This window comes from Micromonospora sp. WMMC264, assembly GCF_027497275.1.
GTDB lineage: Bacteria > Actinomycetota > Actinomycetes > Mycobacteriales > Micromonosporaceae > Micromonospora > Micromonospora chalcea.
In genome coordinates this window covers 5928501-5944320 of the sequence record NZ_CP114907.1, presented here as the reverse complement: position 1 = coordinate 5944320, position 15820 = coordinate 5928501, and the positions used below count along the sequence as shown (strand labels likewise).

Sequence of the window (15820 nt, the reverse complement as noted above, 5' to 3'; positions counted from 1 at the left end):
CACGCGGCCGGACCGGAGGGAGCTACCGTCGCCGCATGCTCTCCGACCCACGCGAGGTGCTGACCCGCCCGTCTCCGCCGCCGGACGCCACAGTCGCCTACGGCGACCACCCGGACCAGCTCGCCGACCTGCGCCGGCCCGCCGGCGACGGGCCGGCCCGGCCGCTCGTGGTCGTGGTGCACGGCGGTTTCTGGCGGGCCGAGTACGACAGGGCCCACACCGGCCCGATGGCGGCGGCGCTGGCCGCGCTCGGCCACCCGGTCGCGCAGATCGAGTACCGCCGGACCGGCCAGCCCGGCGGCGGCTGGCCGCACACGCTCACCGACGTCCGCACCGGGGTCGCCGCCCTGCCCGGTCTGGCCGCCGCCGCGCTGCCCGGCCGGGTGGCGCCCGTACCGCCGATCCTGATCGGCCATTCCGCGGGCGGGCACCTGGCCCTGTACGTGGCCGCGCGCGCCCCGGAGACGGTCGCCGGGGTGGTCGCGCTGGCCCCGGTGGCCGACCTCGCGCAGGCGTACCGGCTGGACCTGGACGGCGGGGCGGTGGCCGCGCTGCTCGGCGGCTCCCCGGAGGACGTGCCGGACCGGTACGCGGACGCGGATCCGTCGAATTTCGTACCCATGCGAACACGGACCGTAGTCGTGCATGGCGAGCAGGATCTTCAGGTTCCCACCTCGATCAGCCGATCCTGGGTGGCCGGCGACCGGGCTGCCGGCGGCACTTCCACCTTGATTGAGCTGCCTGAATGCGAGCATTTCGGGCTGATCGACCCGGAGGCGGCTGCCTGGCCCCGGGTGACACAGGCGTTGCGGTCGCTTCACGATGATCTTCCGGGCATTGACGCAGCGTCGCCGACCAGGTAGAACGCCGAAGGGGTGTGCACCATGGCCACCCCGTCGGGAAGGAAATCGGTGGCACAGATGAACCGCAGGCGGGCTCTGCAACTGCTGGCCGCGCTGGGCACCACCGGACTGGCGGCGGGTTGCGGCTCCGGGGAGGACGACACCGGGGAGCAGGCCGGATCCGGCAGCCCGATCAAGATCGGGCTGATCGTGCCCGGCAGCGGGGCGAACAAGGCCATCGGCGACGAGATCACCAACGGCTTCCAGCTCTACCTCCGCCTGCGCGGCCAGCAGATCGCCGGCCATCCGGTCACGCTGGTGCCGGCCGAGGAGGGCTCCACCGCCGCCAGCGGCAAGGCCGCCGTGGAGCGGCTGATCAAGGAGGGCGTGCTCGCGCTCACCGGCGTGGTCAGCCCCACCGTGATGACCGGCATCAAGGACTCGGTCGAGCAGGCCCGGGTGCCGCTGATCGGCTCCAACGCCTCCCCCTCGACGCTGCAGGGCGTCGTCTACATCTGGCGCACGTCGTACGTGCTGACCGAGCCGGGCGAGGCGCTCGGAGAGTACCTGCGCCAGAAGCTCGACGCGTCGAGCCGCATCGCCATCTTCGGCACCCGCGGCCAGGGCAGCCAGGACGTCGTCGAAGGGCTGCGGCGCGCGTACGAGCGGGGTCGCCGGCTCACCGAGGACCCGATCTACACCGACGACTCCGACAACCCCTCGCGGAATCTCTACACCGGGCCGATCCGCAAGGCGCTGGAGCGGAAGCCGGACGCGGTCTTCTGCCACTACTCGGGCGCCCAGGCCGTCCAGTTCGTCAAGCAGCTCTACGCCCTGGGCTACCGGGGGCCGATCTACGCCCCCGGGTTCCTCACCGAGGGCACCGCGCTGGACCAGCTCGACGACGGTGAGAAGGGCCGCGACCGCAAGCTGATCGAGGCGAACGGCATCGAGACCGCGCTCAACTACTCGGCCGATCTCAACAACACCGCGAACCGGATCTTCGCCTCGGCGTACCGGAAGACGTTCAACTCCGCGCCGACCACGTACGCGATGGCCTCCTACGACGCCGCGCTGGTGCTGGACAAGGCGATCCGGCTGGCCGGGGCGAACCCGTCCCCGCAGCAGGTCAACCTGGCGCTGGGCAAGGTCGGCCAGGTGGACAGCCCGCGCGGCCCCTGGCAGTTCAACCAGACCCGTACCCCGCAGCAGAAGTGGTACCTGCGCCGGGTGCAGACCGACGGCCGACTGCTGTCCAACATCGTGATCAACGAGCTGGCCACGCTCGGCTGACCGGCCCCCGTACGCGACGAAGGGCGGTCTCCCCACCGGGAGGCCGCCCTTCGCGCCGAGGCGTGGCTCAGTGCCGCAGTTCGGCGATGCAGCACTTCACGCTGCCACCGCCCTTCTTCAGCTCGGACAGCTCCACCGGGACCGGGTGGTAGCCGGCCGCCTTCAACTTGCCGGCCAGCCGCGTCGCCTCGTTGTTCAGCACCACGTTGAGCCCGTCGCTGACCAGGTTCAGGCCGAACGCCAGCGCGTCCTCGTCGTCGGCGACGATCGCGTCCGGGAACAACTGGGCCAGCACCTTCTGGCTGGCGGCGGAGAAGGCGCCCGGGTAGTAGACGATGTTCTCGTCGTCGATCGAGGCGAGCGCCACGTCCAGGTGGTAGAAGCGCGGGTCGATCAGGCGCAGCGAGACCACCGGGCGGCCGAGCGCCTCCTGCGCCTCGGCGTGCGCGGCCGGTTCGGTCCGGAAGCCGTGCCCGGCGAGGATCAGGCCGCCGTGGGCCTCCGGCAGGTACGCGAAGTCGCCCTCGCCCTCGTTGGTCTCGTTCGGGGCGATGAACCGCCAGCCCTGCTCCTCGTAGAACGCCCGGTGCGCGGCGGCCTCGGCGGTCCGCTGCTCGTGCTTGAACCGGGCCCCGTAGACGGTGCCGTCGACCACGAACGCGCCGTTCGCCGCGTAGACCATGTCCGGCAGCCCCGCCTCGGGCGTGAGCAGGTGCACGTCGTGGCCGAGCCCGACGAGCGTCTCCCGCAGCCGGTCCCACTGCTTGACCGCCAGGTCGGCGTCGACCGCCGTGGTCACGTCCATCCACGGGTTGATCGCGTACTCGACCGTGAAGTGCTCGGGCGAGCACATGAGATATGTCCGCTTTCGCGAGACTCGCTGCTGGTTCACGGTCACCAAGAGTAGGTACGGTACAACTTTGGTAACAGCCACAAGCATTGCTTCCCGGGAGCAGAACGTTGCAGATAGACGCGGTAGACCAGCGAATCATTGCGTTGCTCGTGGCTGACGCCCGCGCCTCGTACGCGGACATCGGCACCCGGGTGTCACTCTCCGCCCCCGCCGTCAAGCGACGGGTCGACCGACTCCGGTCCGCCGGGGTGATCCGGGGATTCACCGCCGTCGTCGACCCGGCCGCTGTCGGCTGGACCACCGAGGCGTTCGTCGAGCTGTTCTGCGCCGGCCGGACCACCCCGGCACAGATCGGCGCCGCCGCCCGACGGCACCCCGAAGTGGTCGGCGCGTACACCGTCTCCGGCGAGGCCGACGCGCTCGTGCACCTGCGCGCCGCGGACATCTCGCACCTGGAGGAGGCGCTGGAGCGGCTGCGCGCCGAATCGTTCGTCACCTCGTCCCGCAGCACCATCGTGCTCTCCCGGCTGGTCGAGTCCCCCGGCGTCGGACCGTCCACGCCTTGACCTCAACCTCGCTTCATGTCGTGCACTGGTGACCGGCTCGAAGCGAGGGGGCGGTATGCGTGCGGTGTGGCTGCGGGAGTTCGGCGGACCGGAGGTGCTCGTGCCCGGGACGGCACCCGATCCGGCACCCGGACCGGGCCAGGTGCTCGTCGACGTGGCACACGCGAACATCACGTTCGTCGAGACGATGTTCCGGGCCACCGGCTTCGGGCCGTTCGACGCCGAACTGCCACTGATCCCCGGCAACGGCGTCGGCGGGACGATCACCGAACTCGGACCCGGCGTCGATCCGGCGCTCGGCGGGCGCGTCGTGGTCACCGCCACCGGCGGCACCGGCGGGTACGCCGAGCGCGTCGTGGTCGACCGGAGCGCCCCTGTCCCCGTACCCCCGGGGTTGGCCCTGGACGCGGCGGTGGCGCTGATGGCCGACGGCCGGACCGCCCTGATGCTGGCCCGGGCGGCCGGGCTGCGGCGCGGCGACCGGGTCCTGGTGGAGGCGGCGGCCGGCGGCGTCGGGTCGCTGCTCACGCAGTTGGCGGCGGCGTCCGGGGCGACGGTGGTGGCCGCCGCCGGCGGCCCGGCGAAGGTGGCCGGGCTCCGCGCGGCCGGCCTCGACCTGGCAGTCGACTACCGGCAGCCCGGCTGGACCGGCCGGGTCCGGGACGCCGTCGGCGCGGTCGACGTGGTGTTCGACGGCGTGGGCGGACCGCTCGCCCGGGAGGCGTTCGACCTGCTCGACCCGGGCGGGCGGATGCTCAGCTTCGGGCTCGCCGGCGGCGCCTGGGCGGACATCCCGGCCGAGGCGGCCACCGCACGCGGCGTCACGCTGCTGAGTCCACGGCCCGGCCCGGACGAGCTGCGCGCCCTCACCGAGGCGGCGCTCGCCGAGGGTGCCGCCGGCCGGCTGCGACCGCAGATCGGGCAGCGCTTTCCGCTGGAACGGGCCGCCGACGCGCACGCCGCGATCGAAGCCCGGCAGACCGTCGGCAAGACCCTGCTCGACGTGCGCTGACCCGGCTCAGAGGTACATGCCGGTGCGGTGCTCCTCGGCCCGCGCCGGCTTGTCCCCCTCGCCGAAGAAGCGCTTGCCGCCGAACTCGCCGTGCAGACGGTCGTCCAGCTCGTCCGCGAGACCGGTCATCACCTGCACCGCGAGCATCAGGTGGGTGGGCTGGAAGTTGCGGCCGAACACCGGAATCGAGGCCCACACCGTGTCGTCGGCGCAGTAGAGCCGCCCGATCGGCATCCGGTTGGTCAACTCGGACAGCTTCACGTACAGGCGCTCGGTCGGCTCGACCTCGGTCAGCACCGGCGAGAAGACGTCCACGAGCGGCGGGTTGTCGCGCACCCGGACGAACACCATGGCCGAGCCGGCCCGGATGTTGATGTCACCGTCGGAGTCGACCTGAAGCTGGTCGGACGCGGACTTCAGCATGGTCGACACGACGGTGCGGACCCGCTCCTCCAGGGCCAGCACGTCGTTCTCGCCGGACTGCGCGGCCGCCGCCGCGGCCAACGCCTCGTCCAGGTCGGCCTCGACGTCGCGGTCCGGGCCGAACTCGCTGCGGGCCGTACCGAGCGGCTCCACCGGCAACGGCTCACCCTCGGTGTCGTGCACCAGGTAGACGAGGAAGGCGGGATGCGGGGCGCCGTAGACGTCACGCAGCGTCCGGGACAGCACGGCGGCCAGCCGGGTCGCCTCGTCGGTGCCGCAGTCCAGCCCGAACTGCTCACCGGAACCCGGCACCACGCCCGGCGGCGACCAGCCGAGCGCCACCATGTCGGCCACCGCCGCCCGGTCCAACCGGTAGCCCTGGGGCAGCGTGGCGTTGCCGACCGCCCGGGCCGAGAGGCGACCCTCCTCGCCCGCGTCCACGCTCACCGAGTAGACGGCGTCCCCGGTGCCGGAGGCGGTCGGATCGAGTGTCACCTCCAGGTGACCACCGGCGGGCAGTGCGCGTAGCCGCTCGGCGAGCGCCCGCGCGAACTCACGCCAGGCCTCGGTGACCTTGGCCCGCAGATCAGCGGTGGTCGGCTCGTCGAGCAGGATCGACTCGTGATGCTCCGGCGCGCTGCCGGCAGGCTTGTCGACCGGCGCCGAGGGGTGGTCTGCCGTCATGATCGCCTCCGTCCGTCCCCGCCACCCTACCCACGCGCGGCGGCCACCGAATCACGCGCAAGGCGCTATTCCGCGGGCGTGGACCCACCCAGATCCACCGGCCACGAGCCGGCCAGCGCGCTGAGCCGCTCGGCCGCCGCCGCCGGGTCCGCCCCGCGCCCCACCGCCACCCCCAACAGGTACGCGGTGACCGGCGCCCCCGGCCGGACCACCTGATGCGCCACGTCCCGGGCCACGTCCAGCACTGTCGGCACCGGCACCCCGGCCGGGTCCAGGTCCAGCTCGGCGCAGACCGCCGTGACCCAGTCGTCCAGCACCGTCATCTCGACCACTCCTCCGCCCGGCGTACGTCCTCGTCAGTGTCGCAGTCGAACCAGGGCGGAGGACCCGAGCCGGACCACGACACCTCGCGTACGGCGACACCGGTCAGCAGTCCGCGTACCGGCGCCCCGTCGAGGGTGCCGCCCCGCGTCGCGGCGAGCCGGTCGAGGGCGGCCCGCAGGGCCGGTAACCGCCACACCGCGCAGAGCTGCTGGCGGCGGCCGTCGCCGTCCACGTAACAGGCGAGGGCGACGGTCAGTCCGCGCGGGGGGAGCGCTGATGCCCGCTCGGTAGCGCGGTCGAGTTCCCGATCAGCGGCCGGTTCGCGTTCCCGCTCGGCGGCCCGATCGTGTTCCCGCTCGGCGGCCGGGGTGTCGAGGGCGCGCCGCAGCTCGGTCACGGCGGCGGCGGTGAGCAGCGGGAGATCGGCGGCGAGCAGGGCGACTGTTGTCGTACCCGGGTCGAGCAGCGCCAGCCCGGCCGCAATGGCGGCCACCGGCCCGCCACCGGGTGGCTCCTCACGTGTCGTCCGGACGCCGCCGGGCACCGGACCGGACGGGCCGACCACGATCCGCTGGTCCGCGTCGGCCACCGCGGCCAGCACCCGGTGCAGCATCGGCCGGCCGCCGACCGGACGGGCCGGTTTGTCGACGCCGCCCATCCGCCGGGCCGCGCCACCGGCAAGGACCACCGCCGCGTACCCCGTCACCGCCTCACCCTATCCACGGCCACGACCGTCGAATCCCGGCTCGGACACGAGGCCCGGACCCGTGCCCGGCTTCGCTGGCGGTTTTCCGACGTTGATCAACTCCATCTCGCCGAAGTGGCGGCATCCGGGGCCGTCCGATACCGCCACTTCGGCGATCTGGTGTCGATCATGATCGGCTGGGCCGGCGGGGCACGTGAACGAGTGGGGTGGGGTGCGGGCAGTGGAGGGGCCGGGGAGGATGGCGGGATGGGACGGGCGACAGACCGGCGGAGCGTGCTGCGGATCGACCTCGACGCGACGGGCGAGGGCCAGGGCCGGATCCGCCGCCAGGACACCCTGGCCGCGGAGGAGCCACTGGAGATCCGCGTGGGCGCGGCCGGGCCGGGTCGGCGTCGACCGCTCGCGGTGACGATGCGTACGCCCGGCGACGATCTGGACCTGGCGATCGGCTTCCTGCTCACCGAAGGACTGATCCGGTCGGCCGAGGACGTGCACACCGCACAGCTCTGCGCCGGCGCGGAGACCCCGAACACCTACAACGTGGTCGACGTGGCGCTCACCCCCGGTGTTCCGGAGCCGGTCACCGATCCGTCGCGCAACTTCTACACCACCAGTTCGTGCGGCGTGTGCGGCAAGGCGAGCATCGAGTCGGTGCGTACCCGTTCGCGGTTCGCCGTGCGGGACGACCCGCTGGTGGTCACCGCCGAGTTGCTGGCCGCGCTGCCGGACCGGCTGCGGGCCGCGCAGCGCGCCTTCGACCGCACCGGCGGCCTGCACGCGGCCGGCCTCTTCACCGCCGACGGGGAGATGGTGGTGCTGCGGGAGGACGTCGGGCGGCACAACGCGGTGGACAAGGTGATCGGCTGGGCCGCCCGGGAGGGGCGGTTGCCGCTGGCCGGGCACGTGCTGCTGGTCTCCGGGCGGGCCAGTTTCGAACTCACCCAGAAGGCGTGGATGGCGGGCGTGCCGCTGCTCGCCGCGGTGTCCGCGCCCAGCACGCTCGCCGTCGAGCTGGCCGAGGAGGCCGGGATGACGCTTGTCGGCTTCCTGCGCGGGCCGACCATGAACGTCTACACCGGGGCGGCCCGGATCGGCGGCTGACGGCTCAGCGCCGTGGACGGCGACGGCGACGGCGCAGCACCGGGCCTCCGTCGGAACCGGGCCAGCCGTCCAGCTCGGACGGGGCCACCCCGCGCCGAAGCGCCTCGTCGAGCAGCAGCGCGAGCGAATAGCCGGGGTGGGCGGACAGCACCCGTTCCAGGGCGACGGCCGCCAGCGCCCCGTGCCCGGAGCGCCAGGCGGAGAACGCGAGCAGGCAGCCCGGCGCGGCGATCAGGTCCGGCTCGGCGCGCCGCGTCACGTCGGTCCAGAGGCTGATGTCGGCGTCCCGGCCGTCGGTCCGGGACCAGGCGTGATCGCGTACCGGGATGTGGGTGAGCAGGACGGTCAGCCAGGCCACCTCGTCGTCGTCGAGCCGCTCGCCACGCCGCTGCCGGCGGAACGCGGCCCGCACCGCCGCCGTGCCCGCGCTCCGCACCGCGCGTGGTGAATCCTCCGGACCTCCACCGTCGGCCCGCACATCACCGTCCCCCGGCACGGAACTGCCGGCCTCCGGGCCCCGGCCGGACTGCGCGGGCGTCCCGCCGGTGAGCGCGGCCAGGCGCAGACGGGCCCGGCCGGTGGCCCGGCGCATGGCGAGGCGTACCGGCCCGTCGAGCGGGGACACCTGCGCGGCCAGCGCGGCCCGGTCGGGCAGGGCGACCTGGCCGGCGAACACGGCCGCGGCGCTGACCTGGCTGGCGGCCGGGTCGTACGGGGTGCCCTCGGGCGGGCAGCAGGACGGCTCGGCGCACAGGTACGACCACCAGCGGCCGTCGGTGACCCGCAGGGCGTCGAGCACGACCAGGCCGGCAGCGGTCAGCGCGTCGCCGATCGCGTCCACGGCACCGGTCACCCGGGCGGCCGGACCGTAGCCGACGACTGTGGCGGCGTCGGCGTCCTGCCGGGCCACCACGTGTGCCAGGTGCCGGGCCGCCGGGCCGGGGTCGGCGCCGGGCGCGGGCAGGTCTCCCCGAGCGGCGAAGACGACGCGCCGGCCGCGTACCGCGACCACCACGACGCTGTCGGCCGGGTGGAAGCCGAGCAGGTAGGGCACGGCCGTGACCATGTCGGCGGGCGAGCGGACGGAGAGGCGGGGTTGCTCGGTGGAGTTCATGCCGGGAGCGTGGGCGGTGGAGTGCCACCGCGTCCGCCCCTGTGGACGACACGCGGTCCGTCCACAGATACGGAGCGTATCGGTCCAGGTCAGCGGCGATCCGTGGCGTCGCTTGCCCCACGGTTGTCCGGGGTACCCGCTACCTTGCGCTCATGGACCTGGCGTACCTGCGGGCACACCCGGAGCACCTGCCGACCTTCCTGACCCACCAGCGGATCCGGGAGACCCCGGTCTCCGGCGGCGACATCTGCGCCGCTTCCCGGCTCACGCTGGACGACGGGCACTCGGTGTTCGCCAAGACGTGGCCGGAGCGGGCGGCGCGTCCACTGCCGGAGGGCTTCTTCGCTGCCGAGGCGGCCGGGCTGCGCTGGCTGCGCGAGGCGGGTTCGGTGCCGGTGCCGGAGGTGGTCGTGGCGTTGCCCGATCTGCTCGCGCTCGACTGGGTGGAGCCGGGCGAGCCGACGCCGGAGGCCGCGGAGGCGTTCGGGCGTGACCTGGCCGGGCTGCACCGGGCCGGGGCGCACGCGTTCGGCGCGGACTGGGCCGGGTTCATCGGTGCGCTGCCGCAGGACAACACGCCCGATCCCGGTCCCTGGCCGGACTGGTTCGCCCGGCGGCGCCTCCTGCCCTACCTACGCAGTTCGGTCGACGGCGGCGCGCTCGACGGTTCCGGGGCGGCGCTGGTCGAGCAGGTCGTCGCCCGGATCGGCGAGTTCGGCGGTGACGAGCCGCCGGCCCGGGTGCACGGCGATCTCTGGCCCGGCAACCTGCTCTGGGGCGCCGACGACCGGGTCTGGCTGGTCGACCCGGCCGCGCACGGCGGGCACCGCGAGACCGACCTGGCGCAGCTCGCCCTCTTCGGCGGCCCGCCTCACCTGGACCGCGTCCTGGCCGCCTACCGGGAGGCGTGGCCGCCGGCCGACGGCTGGCGGGAACGGGTGCCGCTGCATCAGCTGCACCTGCTGCTCGTGCACACCGCGATCTTCGGCGCGGCGTACGCGGACGCGGTGGCCGCCACCGCCCGGGCCGCCCTCCGGGGCCTCGACCGCGCTACGGTCGACGGATGAGCGCCCCCCGGACGACGACCGACGGCGTCCTCGCCGACCGGTACGGCCGCGTCGCCCGGGACCTGCGGGTCTCGCTGACCGACAAGTGCAACCTGCGCTGCACCTACTGCATGCCGGCCGAGGGCCTGCCCTGGTTGTCCGGTCCGCAGCTGCTCACCGACGACGAGATCGTCCGGCTGGTGGGTGTCGCGGTGACCGGGCTCGGCATCACCGAGGTGCGCTTCACCGGGGGTGAGCCGCTCATCCGGCCCGGCCTGCCCGGCATCGTGGCGGCGGTCGCCGCGCTCACGCCCCGGCCGCGCATCTCGCTGACCACGAACGGCATCGGCCTGGCCCGCATGGCGTCGGCGCTGCGCGACGCCGGGCTGGACCGCGTCAACGTCTCGCTCGACACGTTGGACCGCGACCGGTTCACCGCGCTGACCCGGCGCGACCGGCTCGCCGACGTGCTCGCCGGGCTGGCCGGGGCCGCCGAAGCCGGGCTGACCCCGGTGAAGGTCAACTCGGTGCTCATGCGGGGCACGAACGACGACGAGGCGCCCGCGCTGCTCCGGTTCGCGCTCGCGCACGGCTACGAGCTGCGGTTCATCGAGCAGATGCCGCTCGACGCGCAGCACGGCTGGGACCGCTCGACCATGGTCACCGCCGACGAGATCCTGGCCTCCCTGAAGGCCGCGTTCGCGTTGACGCCGGACCCTTCCGAGCGGGGCGCGGCACCGGCCGAGACGTGGCTGGTGGACGGCGGGCCGGCCCGGGTCGGGGTGATCGCCAGCGTGACCCGGCCGTTCTGCGGCGACTGCGACCGCACCCGGCTCACCGCCGACGGCCAGGTGCGCAACTGCCTGTTCGCCACCCAGGAGTCGGACCTGCGCGGCGCGTTGCGCGACGGCGCGGACGACGAGGAGCTGGCCCGGCGCTGGCGCGCCGCGATGTGGGCCAAGCGGGCCGGTCACGGCATCGACGATCCGACGTTCCTCCAGCCCGCGCGTTCGATGTCCGCGATCGGAGGCTGAGGGTGGAGCTGACCGTCCGCTACTTCGCCGGCGCCCGCGCGGCGGCCGGACTCTCCGAGGAGACCGCATCCGCCGGCCGGTCCCTGGACGAACTCCTCGATGACCTGGCCGCCCGCCACGGCGAACGCCTCGCGGTGGTGCTGAAGGCGGCGAGTTTCCTGGTCGACGGCGTGGCCTGTCATGATCGACGGGCGCTGTTGCCGGCCGGGGTGACGGTGGACGTGCTGCCGCCCTTCGCGGGCGGCTGAGGGGGGCACACGTGCTGGCCATGGCGACATTCCTGGGCTTCGTCGTGCTCGTGATCGGCCTGATCCACTTCTACCTGTGGAAGCGGCTGGTCCGGGACACCACGCGCCCGGGGCGGTGGCGCCGGGTCGGCGGGGTGGCGATCGCGGCGCTGGCGGTGCTCGTACCGGTGACTCTGGCGGGCACCCGCAACGGCTGGTACTGGCTGGCCTGGCCCGGCTACCTCTGGGTCGCGCTCATGTTCTACCTGCTGGTGATCCTGCTGGTGCTCGAAGTGCCGACCGCAGTGGCCCGGCTGGTGCTGCGCCGCCGCGCCCGCTCGGTGGTCGCCACCGGCCCGGAGCCCGAGCCCGTACTCGTGGGCGCGGCGACGGCGGAGGGTGCGACGCCACCGCCGGTCGACAGCGCCGGCGCGCCGCCGGCCGGTGCCCTCGCGCCGGACCACGACCCCTCCCGGCGGCTGCTGCTCGCGCGCGGGGCGGCGATCTTCGCCGGGCTCACCGCCGCCGGCGTCACCGGGTACGGCGTCCGCACCGCCATCGGTCCGCCGCAGCTCGACCGGGTCCAGATCCCGCTGGCCAGGCTGCCCCGGAGCATGGACGGGCTGCGCATCGCCACCGTCTCCGACATCCACCTCGGGCCGCTGCGCGGCCGGGCGCACACCGAGCGGATCGTCGCGATGATCAACCGGATGGACGCCGACCTGGTCGCCGTGGTCGGTGACCTGGTCGACGGCACGGTGGCCGAGCTGGGGGAGGCCGCCGAACCGCTGCGTGACCTGCGGTCCCGCTACGGCAGCTTCTTCGTCACCGGCAACCACGAGTACTACTCCGGCGTGGAGGAGTGGGTCCGCGAGGTGGACCGGCTCGGCCTGCGGGTGCTGCAGAACGAGCGGCAGGAGATCCAGGCCCGGGGCGGCGTGCTGGACCTGGCCGGGGTGAACGACGTGAGCGCCGCCGGCACCGGGGTGGCCGCGCCCGCCGACTACGCCGCCGCGCTCGGCGACCGTGACCCGAGCCGGCCGGTCGTGCTGCTGGCGCACCAGCCGGTGGCCGCGCAGGAGGCGGCGAAGTTCGGCGTCGACCTCCAGCTCTCCGGGCACACGCACGGCGGCCAGATGGTGCCGTTCAACCTGGCGGTGAAGCTCGAACAGCCGGTGGTCTCCGGTCTCGGCGAGATCGACGGCACGAAGGTCTACGTCACGAACGGCGCCGGTTTCTGGGGTCCGCCGGTGCGGGTGGGCGCGCCTCCCCAGGTGACGCTCGTGGAGCTGCGCGCCCCATAGCGCGCACCCGCCGCCGAGTCCAGCACCGCATTGCTCAGGTCACCCGTTCGCGTGGCGGCGGGCGGGCGGGGGACCGGACGTGACAGGATGCGGCGTGCCTCCGTTCAGCGCCGCACCCTCCGGTGGCCTCCCGCCGTACGTGGCGGACCTGCACATCCACTCGAAGTACTCGCGTGCGTGCAGCCGCGACCTGACCCTGCCGAACCTGGCCTGGTGGGCCCGGCGCAAGGGCATCGGCGTGCTCGGCACCGGCGACTTCACCCATCCCGCCTGGTACGACCACCTGCGCGAGACGCTGCACCCGGCCGAGCCGGGCCTGTACCGCCTCGCGCCCGAGGCGGAGCGGGACGTCGCCCGGCGGCTGCCGCCCCGGCTCGCCAGTGAGGCGGAGGCGGACCCGGTCCGGTTCATGCTGAGCGTGGAGATCTCCACGATCTACAAGCGCGACGACCGCACCCGGAAGGTGCACCACCTGATCTACCTGCCGGACCTGGACGCGGTGGCCCGGTTCAACACGGCGCTGGGCCGGATCGGCAACCTCGGCTCGGACGGGCGGCCGATCCTCGGGCTGGACTCCCGCGACCTGCTGGAGATCACGCTGGAGGCGAGTCCGGACGGCTATCTGGTGCCGGCACACATCTGGACGCCGTGGTTCTCCGCGCTCGGCTCGAAGTCGGGCTTCGACGCGATCGCCGACTGCTACGCGGATCTGGCCGAGCACATCTTCGCGGTGGAGACCGGCCTGTCGTCCGACCCGGAGATGAACTGGCGGGTCGGCAGCCTGGACCGCTATCAGCTCGTGTCCAACTCGGACGCGCACTCACCGCCGGCTCTGGCCCGGGAGGCCACGGTCCTCACCGCCGACCGTGACTACTTCGCGATCCGCGAGGCGCTGCGCACCGGGGACGGGCTCGCCGGAACTGTCGAGTTCTTCCCGGAGGAGGGCAAGTACCACGCCGACGGGCACCGGTTGTGCGGGGTGAACTGGTCGCCGCAGCGGACCCGTGAGGCGGGCGGACGCTGCCCGGAGTGCGGCAAGCCGCTCACCGTGGGCGTACTCAGCCGGGTGGAGGAGCTGGCGGACCGGCCGGAGGGGCACCGCCCGGCGCACGCGCGCGAGGTGACCCATCTGGTGCCGCTGGCCGAGATCCTGGGCGAGCTGAACCGGGTCGGCGCGCGGTCGAAGAAGGTCGAGGGCAAGCTCAACGAGCTGGTCGCTGCGCTCGGCCCGGAGCTGGAGATCCTGACCCGTACCCCGGTGGAGGAGATCGGCCGGGTCGGCGGCGAGCTGCTCGCGGAGGGCATCGGCCGGCTGCGCCGCGGCGACGTGCGCCGGGTGCCGGGCTACGACGGGGAGTACGGCGTGATCACGCTGTTCGACCCGGCGGAGCTGGGCGGTCCGGGTGCCGGGGCGGGGCAGGAGACGCTGTTCGACGTACCGGTGCCCGCGCAGCGGCGGCCCGCGGAGCCGGCGCCGAAGCCGAAGGCCAAGCGCCCGGCGGCGGTCCGGCCGGAGCCGAAGCGGACGCCGCCGCCCGCGCCTCCGATCGCGACGCCGCCGTCACCGCACGAGCCGTTCGAGCCGATGCTCGCCGGGATGGAGGAGGTCGGCACCGGCCTGCTGGACCGGCTGGACGCGATGCAGCGGGTGGCCGCGTCGGCGCCCGGTGGTCCGCTGCTGATCGTGGCCGGTCCGGGCACCGGGAAGACCCGCACGCTCACCCACCGGATCGCGTACCTGTGCGCGGAGCTGAACGTCTTCCCCGACCAGTGCCTGGCGATCACGTTCACCCGGCGGGCGGCCGAGGAGCTGCGGCACCGGCTGGACGGGCTGCTCGGCCCGGTCGCCGAGGACGTCACTGTGGGCACGTTCCACTCGCTGGGCCTGACCGTGCTGCGGGAGAACGCGGCGGCGGCGGGGCTGCCGGCGGACTTCCGGATCGCCGACGACACGGACCGGGCGGCGGCGCGCGCGGAGGCCGGTGACGACGACGAGCGGTACGCGGCGTTGCTGCGCAAGCGGGACCTGGTCGACCTGGACGAGCTGCTGACGCTGCCGGTGTCGCTGCTCAAGGGGGACCGGAAGCTGGTCCGCGAGTACCGCGAGCGGTGGAAGTGGATCTTCGTCGACGAGTACCAGGACGTCGACGCGGTGCAGTACGACCTGCTGCGGCTGCTCAGCCCGCCGGACGGGAACCTCTGCGCGATCGGTGACCCGGACCAGGCGATCTACTCGTTCCGGGGCGCCGACGTGGGCTACTTCCTGCGCTTCTCGCAGGACTTCACCGACGCGCGGCTGGTCCGGCTGAACCGCAACTACCGCTCCTCGGCGCCGATCCTGGCCGCCGCGGTGCAGGCCATCGCGCCGTCGTCGCTGGTGCGGGGCCGTCGCCTCGACCCGGCCCGGCTCGACCCGGAGGCGCCGCTGGTCGGCCGGTACGCGGCGGCTTCGCCGTACGACGAGGCCGACTTCGTGGTCCGTACCGTGGACGAGTTGGTCGGTGGCCTGTCCCACCGCTCGCTGGACTCGGGGCGGATCGACGGGCGGACCACGTCGCTGTCCTTCTCCGACATCGCGGTGCTGTACCGCACGGACGCGCAGGCCGCGCCGATCGTGGACGCGCTGGCCCGGGCGAACATCCCGGTGCAGAAGCGCTCGCACGACCGGCTGCGGGACCGTCCCGGCGTGCCGGCCATCGCCCGCGAGCTGCGCCACGCCGGTCTGGACGGTTCGCTCGCCGCCCGGGTACGCCAGGCCGGGCAGATCCTGGCCGAGCGCTTCGCGGTGCCGACGCTCGACGGCTCCGGCGCGGTACGCCCCGAGGACGTCCGCACGGCGGTGGACCTGCTCACCCCGCTGGCCCGGCGCTGCGACGACGACCTGGAACTGTTCCTCAACCAGCTCGCCACCGGCGCGGAGGTGGACGCGCTGGACCCGCGCGCCGAGGCGGTCACGCTGCTGACGCTGCACGCCGCGAAGGGCCTGGAGTTCCCGGTGGTGTTCCTGGTGGGGGCCGAGGACGGGCTGCTGCCGCTGCGCTGGCCCGGAAGCGAGCCGGACGACGACGCGGTGGCCGAGGAGCGGCGGCTGTTCTTCGTCGGGCTGACCCGGGCGCAGGACCGGCTCTACGTCAGCCACGCGGGCCGCCGTGCCCGGCACGGCGCGGAACGCGACACCCGCCCGTCGCCGTTCCTCGACGTGATCGACCCGGCGTTGTTCGAGCGGCTGGACGCGACCGAGCCCCGCCGCCCGAAGGACCACCAGCTCCGGCTGATCTGACCGGGCACGCC

15 protein-coding genes are annotated in these 15820 nt (G+C 74.0%); 10 read left to right on the top strand and 5 right to left on the bottom strand.

Going from position 1 to position 15820, the window contains the following annotated elements:
• Positions 1 to 35: 35 nt before the first annotated feature.
• Positions 36 to 863, top strand: a complete 828-nt coding sequence (locus tag O7542_RS26430; RefSeq protein ID WP_166456779.1) for an alpha/beta hydrolase — start codon at positions 36 to 38, stop codon at positions 861 to 863.
• 48 nt (positions 864 to 911) lie between these two features.
• Positions 912 to 2135, top strand: coding sequence for an ABC transporter substrate-binding protein (locus tag O7542_RS26425; RefSeq protein WP_209963755.1), 1224 nt, complete (start codon positions 912 to 914; stop codon positions 2133 to 2135).
• Positions 2136 to 2202: 67 nt separating this feature from the next.
• Here O7542_RS26425 and ddaH read toward each other — a convergent pair whose 3' ends face one another.
• Positions 2203 to 3036 (bottom strand): dimethylargininase, encoded by an 834-nt coding sequence (ddaH, locus tag O7542_RS26420; protein WP_176722883.1) that lies wholly within the window; start codon positions 3034 to 3036, stop codon positions 2203 to 2205.
• Positions 3037 to 3095: 59 nt separating this feature from the next.
• Between ddaH and O7542_RS26415 the strand changes: the two genes are divergently transcribed.
• Positions 3096 to 3554, top strand: coding sequence for an Lrp/AsnC family transcriptional regulator (locus O7542_RS26415; RefSeq protein ID WP_030499444.1), 459 nt, complete (start codon positions 3096 to 3098; stop codon positions 3552 to 3554).
• Between the two features lie 55 nt (positions 3555 to 3609).
• Positions 3610 to 4566: a zinc-binding dehydrogenase gene (locus O7542_RS26410; RefSeq protein ID WP_281605364.1), complete on the top strand. Its 957-nt coding sequence runs from the start codon at positions 3610 to 3612 to the stop codon at positions 4564 to 4566.
• A gap of 6 nt (positions 4567 to 4572) precedes the next feature.
• Here the strand turns inward: O7542_RS26410 and O7542_RS26405 are convergent, their stop codons facing one another.
• The 3 genes from O7542_RS26405 to O7542_RS26395 all read right to left on the bottom strand — a co-directional run bounded on the left by O7542_RS26405 (position 4573) and on the right by O7542_RS26395 (position 6703).
• Positions 4573 to 5673, bottom strand: coding sequence for a hypothetical protein (locus O7542_RS26405; protein ID WP_281605363.1), 1101 nt, complete (start codon positions 5671 to 5673; stop codon positions 4573 to 4575).
• A gap of 65 nt (positions 5674 to 5738) precedes the next feature.
• Positions 5739 to 5996, bottom strand: coding sequence for a DUF6457 domain-containing protein (locus O7542_RS26400; protein WP_043330820.1), 258 nt, complete (start codon positions 5994 to 5996; stop codon positions 5739 to 5741).
• Positions 5993 to 6703 carry an NTP transferase domain-containing protein gene (locus O7542_RS26395; protein WP_281605362.1) on the bottom strand — a complete coding sequence of 237 codons (711 nt, stop codon included), beginning with the start codon at positions 6701 to 6703 and terminating at the stop codon, positions 5993 to 5995. Before O7542_RS26395 ends, O7542_RS26400 begins: the two co-directional genes overlap by 4 nt.
• A gap of 246 nt (positions 6704 to 6949) precedes the next feature.
• On the opposite strand from O7542_RS26395, the gene fdhD reads away from it, so the two are divergent.
• Positions 6950 to 7804, top strand: a complete 855-nt coding sequence (gene fdhD, locus O7542_RS26390; RefSeq protein WP_281605361.1) for a formate dehydrogenase accessory sulfurtransferase FdhD — start codon at positions 6950 to 6952, stop codon at positions 7802 to 7804.
• 4 nt (positions 7805 to 7808) lie between these two features.
• On the opposite strand, the gene O7542_RS26385 is transcribed toward fdhD, so the two are convergent.
• Positions 7809 to 8918, bottom strand: a complete 1110-nt coding sequence (locus O7542_RS26385) for a DUF4192 domain-containing protein (RefSeq protein WP_281605360.1) — start codon at positions 8916 to 8918, stop codon at positions 7809 to 7811.
• 152 nt (positions 8919 to 9070) lie between these two features.
• On the opposite strand from O7542_RS26385, the gene O7542_RS26380 reads away from it, so the two are divergent.
• The 5 genes from O7542_RS26380 to O7542_RS26360 all read left to right on the top strand — a co-directional run bounded on the left by O7542_RS26380 (position 9071) and on the right by O7542_RS26360 (position 15809).
• A complete protein-coding gene (locus tag O7542_RS26380) occupies positions 9071 to 9985 on the top strand; it encodes a fructosamine kinase family protein (RefSeq protein WP_281605359.1) in 915 nt (304 codons plus the stop codon).
• On the top strand, positions 9982 to 10998 hold the full coding sequence (gene moaA, locus O7542_RS26375; RefSeq protein ID WP_281605358.1) for a GTP 3',8-cyclase MoaA: 1017 nt from the start codon (positions 9982 to 9984) through the stop codon (positions 10996 to 10998). Before O7542_RS26380 ends, moaA begins: the two co-directional genes overlap by 4 nt.
• Positions 10999 to 11000: 2 nt before the next feature.
• A complete protein-coding gene (locus O7542_RS26370; protein WP_043327712.1) occupies positions 11001 to 11246 on the top strand; it encodes a MoaD/ThiS family protein in 246 nt (81 codons plus the stop codon).
• A gap of 11 nt (positions 11247 to 11257) precedes the next feature.
• Complete coding sequence (locus O7542_RS26365) at positions 11258 to 12529, top strand: metallophosphoesterase (protein ID WP_043327711.1); 1272 nt, start codon at positions 11258 to 11260, stop codon at positions 12527 to 12529.
• A 94-nt stretch (positions 12530 to 12623) separates the two neighbouring features.
• Positions 12624 to 15809: a UvrD-helicase domain-containing protein gene (locus O7542_RS26360; RefSeq protein ID WP_281605357.1), complete on the top strand. Its 3186-nt coding sequence runs from the start codon at positions 12624 to 12626 to the stop codon at positions 15807 to 15809.
• The last annotated feature ends 11 nt before the right edge of the window (positions 15810 to 15820 follow it).

Excerpts from the sequence above, each read along its gene's own strand:
- O7542_RS26430 (WP_166456779.1), top strand. The coding sequence starts at position 36 with ATGCTCTCCGACCCACGCGAGGTGCTGACCCGCCCGTCTCCGCCGCCG.
- O7542_RS26410 (WP_281605364.1), top strand. The coding sequence starts at position 3,610 with ATGCGTGCGGTGTGGCTGCGGGAGTTCGGCGGACCGGAGGTGCTCGTG.
- O7542_RS26405 (WP_281605363.1), bottom strand. The coding sequence starts at position 5,673 with ATGACGGCAGACCACCCCTCGGCGCCGGTCGACAAGCCTGCCGGCAGC.
- O7542_RS26400 (WP_043330820.1), bottom strand. The coding sequence starts at position 5,996 with ATGACGGTGCTGGACGACTGGGTCACGGCGGTCTGCGCCGAGCTGGAC.
- fdhD (WP_281605361.1), top strand. The coding sequence starts at position 6,950 with ATGGGACGGGCGACAGACCGGCGGAGCGTGCTGCGGATCGACCTCGAC.
- O7542_RS26385 (WP_281605360.1), bottom strand. The coding sequence starts at position 8,918 with ATGAACTCCACCGAGCAACCCCGCCTCTCCGTCCGCTCGCCCGCCGAC.
- O7542_RS26380 (WP_281605359.1), top strand. The coding sequence starts at position 9,071 with ATGGACCTGGCGTACCTGCGGGCACACCCGGAGCACCTGCCGACCTTC.
- moaA (WP_281605358.1), top strand. The coding sequence starts at position 9,982 with ATGAGCGCCCCCCGGACGACGACCGACGGCGTCCTCGCCGACCGGTAC.